An 8,540-nucleotide genomic window follows, 5' to 3' on the forward strand; every position below is an offset into this window, starting at 1 on the left:
CAGGCTCATAACCTGAAGGCCGCAGGTTCAAATCCTGCCCCCGCAACCACTGAATCCTGCACTAAGAACCGATCAAGAACGCCAGCGTCCGGGTGACGCTCGGCGCTTTTTCTGTTCGACGCAAAGCCCAGCATTGCAGCCAGATCACCCTCAAGGAAAATCGCTAGTTCTCCGCTCTCAGGAATGAGTCTGATCCGCGTGATCAGAGAACGGATCGCTTCTACCGCCTGCGCCCCGGTAGCTTCGTTCTGGAGGCTGTCGTGAAGAGACGCGATTTTCTGGCGATAGAGCTCCGCCATGTTGGGATGCAGCAGAGGCGGCGGGGAAGGCGCGTCGGCCAGTCGTCCCTCAATCTCCGCTTTGCGATCTTCGAGTTGCTCCATGCGTGTCTTGAGAGCAGGGCTGGCAAAGCCGTCGAGGATCGCTTGCACGGCCTTGTCGAGTTCGCGCTCGATTTTAGGAAGTTCGGATTTCAGAGCGACCAGATCCGCCCCGTTCTCCATGCGCAGACGGTTGACCTCACGGGTGAACGCCTCACAGAATTCCCTAAAGAGTTTGGGATCCATCATCTGGGTCCGCAGACCATTGAGAACGGATTTTTCCAGAACATCCCTTCGGATTGTCAGGCGGTTTTCACAGGTGCCCTTGTTCCGGGCTGTCGAGCAGCCGAGGTGGTGTTTCGAGATCATCGAAAACCCACCGCTGCAACAGCCGCATTTGATCAGGCCCGTCAGAAGATGTGTCGGACGTTGCAGGGCGTTGAGGGGATGGGTGCCGGTGCCGCGGGATTTCTGGGACCAGGTTGTTTTGCTCTGGCGGGCTTTGACCGCATCCCAGAGATCCTGCTCGATAATCCGCAGATCAGGCACGTCCTGAAGAACCCATTCGGATTCAGGGTTGAGGCGGGAGACGCGTTTCCCGGTGCTCGGGTCCTTGATGTAGCGCAGGCGGTTCCAGACCAGTCGGCCGATATAGAGTTCGTTGTTGAGGATGCCGGTGCCGCGTTCGCGGTTGCCATTGATCGTTGACGGACTCCAGGCCCCGGACAGAGGGCCGCGACGGCCTTCGGTATTCAGAGACAGGGCGATGGATTTGGGGGATTTGCCGTCAGCATAGTCCCGAAAGATCCGGCGGACGATCTGGGCCTGCTCGTCATTAATGCTGCGCTCGCCGCAAATCGGTTCGCCATGACTGTCGCGCTGTTTGACAACATCATACCCGTAGCACAGGCCGCCACCGGATTTGCCCAGTTCGACGCGGCCACGCAGACCCCGACGGGTCTTGTTGGCCAGTTCCTTGAGATAGAGCGCATTCATCGTGCCGGTCAGGCCAATGTGCAGGTGATTGATCTCACCCTCTGAGAGCGTGACGATCTTTATCCCTGCAAAGCTCATGCGTTTGAACAGACCGGCGATATCTTCCTGATCGCGGGACAGGCGATCCATGGCTTCTGTCAGGAGGATCTGGAAGCGACCCGAATTGGCATCTGCGATGAGTTCCTGGATACCAGGACGGATCAAGGAAGCCCCAGAAATTGCCCGGTCGCTGTAACTGTCAACGATCGTCCAGCCCTGTGTGTCCGCATAACCGCGACAGGCCCGGAGTTGATCCTCAATGGACGCATCCCGCTGGTTGTCCGAGGAGTAACGCGCATAAAGAGCAACTTTCATGGCGGGTTTTTCTTTTTTGAGGGTGACGTGATCTTGGTCAGAGAATGAGCAGCCGGATCTTCATAGCATTGTCGGGCTGCTTCGCGGGCTAAAAAACGGACAAGAATAATCAGGGCGACTGAGGGCTCATGATCCTGCTCAGGCGTTTTGCGCGATGGTTCTGAAGAAAATGACAAGGACATAATGAAGCTCCGACAACGGTGCTTCATTCATCGCTCGTCAGTATGAGAGAAAAAAATTCGTTGTCGCTAAAATATTAAATAATTTTAATGAATGTCTACAGGTGTGATCCAAGGTCACAAAAAAAAGGATGGTTGCGCGTGAGGTCCGAATGTTGCTGATCAGGCGCGCTCCAGTATCCTTTTTTGATGCTGCCTTACTTTTGATTGGGAGGGATATATTTCCTGAAGATATCAAGAAAAACCTCGGGCACTTCGGAAAAAGTTATTATGCAGGTGGCCCCCTCCTCTGCATCATGATCAATGGCCTCTTCTGTCTGCTGCTGCCCCATGGCAGCCAGCGATGTTGGGAAAAGATCATTTTCACGATAGGATGGGGAGGCCTGACAAAAGAAAGCAGAGGTAGTGATCCAGGTCGAAGAATCGAAATCTTCTGGGATTTTCGGACCAAAAAGAGGCTCTGGCTCAAACGCAATACCCGTCAAAGGACTGATGGGACGCCATTTTTTTCGATACTTAGGCATAAAACGGTGTCCTCTCCGAAGCTGTGCAGCTTTGATATCGCTTTTGATGAGAACGAGTTCACGCAGGCGTAAGATAGGTTCAGGGGATGGTGTCGTTTGTTGCTTGACGGTGAGTTCGTTTTGCAATGCTAACGCCAGAGCAATGGTGCCTGTGGTCAGGTCGTCCCAGTCTGTATGGTGCAGGATCGTGTGTCCGGCCCGAATGTCGCGATAACCCAGATCTTCCTTAGTCTCTGGCCAGTCGGCTCTTGCTCCTGTTGATGGATCTTCGACAGCTGAGGACAGAATATTCATCGCTCCCAGAATATGTCCAACGGAGTGGAAATGATGTTTCAAAAGCATAAATCTGGTTCGACAGGTACTTGTCTCAGGCGCACCCGCTCTTCCATTTCGGATACAAACATATGCATCCTGAGCGTGTCTTGCAGCGGGTGCAGATCCGTCTATGAGCCGGGCAGCAGGTGGTAAGTGTCCACGTTCTACAGCTCGACTGAGATCGAAAAGAAATGCCAGTCTTCCCCATCTGGGAGGTTGTTCAGGATGAAAAAGACGAAGACGAATTGCGACGTGAACTGAAAATCCGATAACCGCGCATGCGTCTTGCAGAAGCGGACGCCAGAAGAGATTATAGTTCTCGAAAAGTCGGTCCTCATCTACTACGGCAAGCTTCCTGCTGAGCGTTTTAATCGCCGATGTCAGTGCTTGCAGACGGATATGTTCTCCTAAAGCCGCCAGTTTCCTGTCGTCCTGAGGTCCGGATTGCGCTGCCGTTTTTCGTCTGGCCATTGCTGCACTCAGGCATGAATTCAGCTCAGGAAGAGATTTTTGCGCGAGTGAGCAAAAATCTCCAAAAACACGATGGTCAGGATCAGTCAGGGTTTTGGTCAGGAAATTCATCTCCCGCTGCATTTTCATGAGACGCAGACGTCCATAAAAATATGTTCTGACCTTCGTCCGAGGCGGGATGACTTCCGTGACCTGCCGGTTCTTTTCCGGTCCTGCCTTGAGGTCCGAAGCAAACGCGTATGCGGCTTCAAGAAGAACGGCCTGCAGTCTCAAATTCATGCTCTCTGCGGGCAACGACATCGGCAGTTCAAGCGGAGGAATTGGCGCGGGAACTTTGTGACGGGGGCGGCCTGGTCGTTTTCGGATCATTGTTCAGTCTCGCTCTCTGTCTTTCTGTTCCCTGCGCGCTCGCCTCATGGCCGGACTATTCTTCCGATTTTCTCTTTTCAGTGCTGGGCTTGGCGTTGAGCGCGCTCTTCTCGTTGTGAAATCGTGAACCAGCAAAAGTCGATCGCAAACAGCTGTTACTGTCTTTACATCGTATCTCGAGAGCGCCTGTGCAACATGCCTCTGGTCAAGATAGATACGATTGGCGACGGATGTCGGATCGCGGGAGATTGTCATCCCCATCTCCTGAAGATCGGCAACAAGTGTTGCCGCAGCGCTAAACGGCTGGCGCGCAGGCGAAGACAGAAGCAGGGCGAGGGAACTTGCCGGATTGTCTGCTCCTGGTCTGTCCAGATGACGCGCTGTCAGGTCAAATAATCGCTCAACCTGCGCTGTCGCGTATTTCAGACCACAGGGTTTCAGGCGCCTTGCATCCCGTCCTTGTCTGAGAAGTCTATTTTGAATCGATCGGAGTGCATCGGCATCAATCCAGAGACCGTTTCCATCCTTTTTCCCGCGTGACAAAAGAGCACGATATTCCGCATCCGCTGTCAGATCGAGGTCTTCAGGCGAGACATCGCGGGCAATGCAATGCCACTGAGGGTTATCTGACAGGCCGGTTCGTTGAAGCGCTTCGGCGACAGCCTCGCGTCTACGTCGACGTCGATGTAACTTCTCGAACCAGGCACTGTTTTTTGCGATGGCGATGTAGGTCTGTGTTCGAAGGGATGTTTTCAGATTTCCGGTCATGTCTTTTGATCGGAAGCCGATTTCAGGCAAGGGGAACCTCAGGCGTTCTACTACAGGCTTGAGAGACGAACTGCCCTGCAGGATCTGCTTCTGATGCGCCTGTTTCAACCGCAGTTTAAGGGAGGAGGGGGTATTGCGCCGTTCGGCCTGAAGCAGTGTTTTATGAAAATTCTTTAAAGTATCCGCGCGGAGTGTTCTGGCGTCTTCCAGTAAGGAAAGGGCGGACAGCCTCTGGTCGCGTCGGTCCAGATTATCGGCCATGGCTGTCAGGATGTCGTCGCGGCCGATGGATTGCCTGCTCCCCATGCCGTGTTGTGACATGATATTTCGTCGCTCAGCGCGCTCAGACGTCACGATCCAGTTCCTGAAGCGATGTCGGCTCGCGCCTACATAGGCGCGATGAGCGTCAAGATGTCCCGATCCCCGTGGCATGGCCAGGATATGTTCGGTCGATGTCAGTCCCTGCGATGCATCGATTGTCAGGACATCGCCATATCCCAGAAGAACCCGGTCGTCTTGCGGGCTTACCAGAGTTTCCAGGTCGACCCAGCCACAAGTGCCATGACTGTTTCTGAGATAGAGACCGCCGTATCTGTAATCGAGCACTTCCAGCACACTGCCATTATTGCCGATGATCCCGCGCTTACCATCATCGCGTTTTGCATTTGTTCTCTTGAAAAGACGAACCCTGTCGCCACGTGCCAAAGGGAGATCGTAGGGCGTCCCGTGCTGATCCATCGCTTTGAGGATCACAAGGTCTTTGTCGAGCTCGCCAATAGAGCGCCTCCGGTCGCGGATTACAGAAGCGATCGTACGGGCATCAGCGTTCGTTGGCGCGCTGACTGTCAGTGTGTTTTGTGTCTCCTTTTTTAAGACAATATGCCGTTGCAGCCAGAGATCGGCGATGTGTTCAGCGACCTGATGGTCGTCGCCGTCCGCAAAGAGAAGAGACCCATCTTCAAATTTTCGGCGCAGTGCTTCCAATGCTCCGCCATGGCGAAAAAGCAGAGCTGTGGCCCGTTCAGTCTCTGTCTGCTGTCGCACACTGGAGAGTAATTCCGGGATTTTTTCTTTTCCCAATGCGCGCTGAAGCAGGCCAACGGTCGGTCCTGCATCGACGGACTGGCATTGTCGGGCATCCCCAATCATCACCAGCCTGCAGCGCGTCATAGCCTGGGCGCGGAGCAGCGCCAGAAGCTGTACCGTACTCAGCAGACTCAGTTCGTCAACAATCAGGACTGATCGGGAATCCAGTCGAATATTGCCGTTCTTTATCCCACAAAGAAGAGGATGGGTCGCGACAAGGCGGTTCTGAGCGATACCTGCACCAATAAGATCGTCGGCCTGTCTCCAGGCTACGGCCGTTCCCCAAACCGTATGACCGCTTTGCGTCCAGGCATGTACAAGGGGGGTGAGCAATGTCGTTTTTCCGGAGCCGGCAACGCCAATGAGTACAGCCAGACGCCCCTGGGTGCCCAGTGTGCTCATGGCCTGGCGCTGATCTCTTCCATGCTTACCCCGGAAATTAAGACCACCAGCAGCGATCGCGAGATCGATTTCAGCCTCGCTTAAAGCGCCAGAATGATTGTTTGCGGCTGTACGGGCGCGATCGATAACCTCATCCTCGTGATCTGCGTGAAGTCTTGTGGTGATGCGCAGGCGCGGATCTTCTCGGCGGTCTTCATTAACTATGGAAAGAACTTCAGTCCGAATACCGTCGATCGTGACCGGGTTCTCGCGGACCATAGAAACGACCGTATCGATGTCTGCGGAGGTGTCGATGCCGACATCAATCAAGGCGCGTGCTGCACAAAGTCGAATAATTGATCCGTCCACAACGGCGCTTTTTTGGAAAGGATCTTCAAGAAACGCACAGGTCAGGCGGTGAGCTGCGTCAAGCCGGGACGCTGGATCGTGTAATGTCCCCGTGTCGTGTCCGGTTAGAAAATCAGGAACCGTCCATCCCAGTTGAGTCATCGTCTGCTGCCATGCATCCCGATCTGCCAGATCGTCTGTCTTGGGTTGTCGCGGGTTTCCCTGTGTCCCGTGCTTCAGGAAACGTATTTTCTGATCAGCATCAAGACGGGACCAGTCGACATTCTGTTGTCGGGCATAGTCCTGGGCTGCATCCTCTCCCTGGCGTGTTCTTTTTGAAAACGCTGTGCGAACTTCCTCTGGCACTTGCACCAGCTGAGCCGCTCCGGTTTTCTGATTGAGGGCGACTTCTGCACCATTCTGTCGAAGATTGTCTGCGACATAGGCCTGATAGAGCGCCCCGATCTCTTTGACGCGTCCCTGGAGACGCGCAAGATCAAGACCGCCGACATGCCCTGATTTCGTGAAAACGAAGTTCGGAATAACGCAGTGCGTGTGTAACTGAGGATCACCGGGTATTCGGACCGTCATCAGATGCGTCTGTAGGCTATTGTCCTGACCGTTTTCAGGGACATAAACCGTTGGTCGCGCCGTATAGTGCAGGAACCCGAACCATGCGATGGCGCCATAGTCATACCCATCACGTCCCGCCTTGCCACGCCGCGCGCGTCCGATTGTTACCTCGACATCACGCATGACACGCGACACAGCATCCTGATGCGCCTGCAAGAGACAGGCGCGTTCCGCCGGTGTTCTTGCAAACGCCCATGCAACCGAAAGGGATTTATCGGCTGAAAAAGTCAGATCGATATAACCAACTGACTCATGTTTGTGTCCTAAAGATTTTAAGAACCGATCCCGGTTTATGGAGAGGCCATTATAGTCAAAACCGTCTCCAAAACGTCGCAGAAGATCCGGTCCTGCCTTCTGATCGGACGGAAGCCCGTACAGTGCAAACAACCGCTTTGCCGCGGCCTGTTGTCGGAGAAGAGCTTTCTGCGTTCTGGGGATTTTTTTTCGCAGAACTCCAGAGATGCGTTTTAATGTGAGCGCGTCAGGAAGACTGCTTGGCGACAGTTCAAGCACCGAAGCTATGCTGGCTGTCGTTTTCTGAATTTGCTTGCCTGGAACACGGTTTCCATCCGCACGTCGTCCGCTCATGACATTCGCAAGTTCAAGATCCGTGACGGGATGACCTGGTCGTAGGCCCAGTCCCTTCTGCACGCGCGGATGGACTGTCGAACCCAGGCGCGCCACGGTCTCGCTGATCGTGGCGCCCTGTCCTGTATCGACACCTATATAATATGCAGCCTGACAGGCCTCGCTGATTGAGACAGTCGGCTCTTTCAGATGTGCAATCATAAAAGAAGCATCCGATGGCCGGTCTGCGATGCCTGTGCGATACGTCATCATTTCAGAAACCATCCACAACGTGGTTTTCGAACGCCTGACTGATCGCGCGGCTCATGACCTCCGGAAACGCTGATATCAACTGATTATTTGCAGCGAGTGCTGCATCATAAGCTTTCAGAACGGTCGTAAGAGATTGCAGCGTGTCCGGGAGGAGTTGCTCGTCTTTTTCGGGAGCGCTCAAAGCATTTAGAAGGAGTTCAAGTTTTTTGTCCTGAATTCGTAGTGTTTCAAGAATAACACTGAGGATCGCGAGAATATCTTCCTGCGCGACGTGCCCCTTGTCAGAATTCGCACTCATGATGGATCACCGTAGCGTCTGAGTTTGTGGCGGGATTTCCAAATTTTGAGATTTATTTTATCTGTTATTGAGTATCGATTTTCTTTGATTGAACAGCGATTTTGGTTTGCTGAGATCTTCAGAATGTTGTGGATGATCTTCTGAGAAATTTTTTTGCTCTGCAGGCCGACTCTCCTGCTGCGCCTGCGGATCGGGACGTGGTGTCTTGTTCGCTTTGAGAGTATCAGCGTTTCGCTTTATTGCGTTCTGGCGTCTCTGACGGACCCTGTACCAATTTTGTCTGATCGTCGTCTCAGCATAAGCATTACCGTCTGAGTCTGTGATCCCGAGAGCTGCCAGCGCGTCGCTGACAATGGCCCAGTCAGCACGTTGACCGATGATGTCTTCAATGACGGCAAAGTTCCTGTCCAAAATCTCTGAGAGTGTGTGCCCTTTGAGCTTTTGACGACTGTTTTCCATCGCGCGGCGCATGTCTGCTTTGCTGATTTTGGTCATTTGAAGTATATCCTTCTGCTCAGCGTCATCGCTGGTGTGAGTGTCGGTTTCGACATCACTGAAGCTGACAGAGTGTGCTTCATAAAAAAAATTCGTTGTGCGCGAGAAGTATAAAAAGTTTCGTTAATTGCTTTTTCATAGAAAATTTCTGGTACATTAAAGT

At 53.3% G+C, this 8,540-nt stretch carries 5 protein-coding genes; all 5 read right to left on the reverse strand.

Annotation, left to right across the window (positions count from 1 at the left end):
* Nucleotides 1–5: 5 nt before the first annotated feature.
* Entirely contained in the window at nucleotides 6–1,670 is a 1,665-nt protein-coding gene (locus ABF979_RS15265) for a recombinase family protein (RefSeq protein WP_415560600.1), read from the reverse strand.
* 376 nt (nucleotides 1,671–2,046) lie between these two features.
* Nucleotides 2,047–2,667 (reverse strand): hypothetical protein, encoded by a 621-nt coding sequence (locus ABF979_RS15270; protein WP_415560601.1) that lies wholly within the window; start codon nucleotides 2,665–2,667, stop codon nucleotides 2,047–2,049.
* 864 nt (nucleotides 2,668–3,531) lie between these two features.
* On the reverse strand, nucleotides 3,532–7,584 hold the full coding sequence (mobF, locus tag ABF979_RS15275) for a MobF family relaxase (RefSeq protein WP_415560602.1): 4,053 nt from the start codon (nucleotides 7,582–7,584) through the stop codon (nucleotides 3,532–3,534).
* A 1-nt stretch (nucleotide 7,585) separates the two neighbouring features.
* On the reverse strand, nucleotides 7,586–7,882 hold the full coding sequence (locus tag ABF979_RS15280; protein WP_415560603.1) for a hypothetical protein: 297 nt from the start codon (nucleotides 7,880–7,882) through the stop codon (nucleotides 7,586–7,588).
* A gap of 57 nt (nucleotides 7,883–7,939) precedes the next feature.
* A complete protein-coding gene (locus ABF979_RS15285) occupies nucleotides 7,940–8,377 on the reverse strand; it encodes a hypothetical protein (RefSeq protein ID WP_415560604.1) in 438 nt (145 codons plus the stop codon).
* Nucleotides 8,378–8,540: the final 163 nt, after the last annotated feature.

The sequence above is a fragment of the Gluconobacter sp. genome, assembly GCF_047723935.1.
Lineage (GTDB): Bacteria > Pseudomonadota > Alphaproteobacteria > Acetobacterales > Acetobacteraceae > Gluconobacter.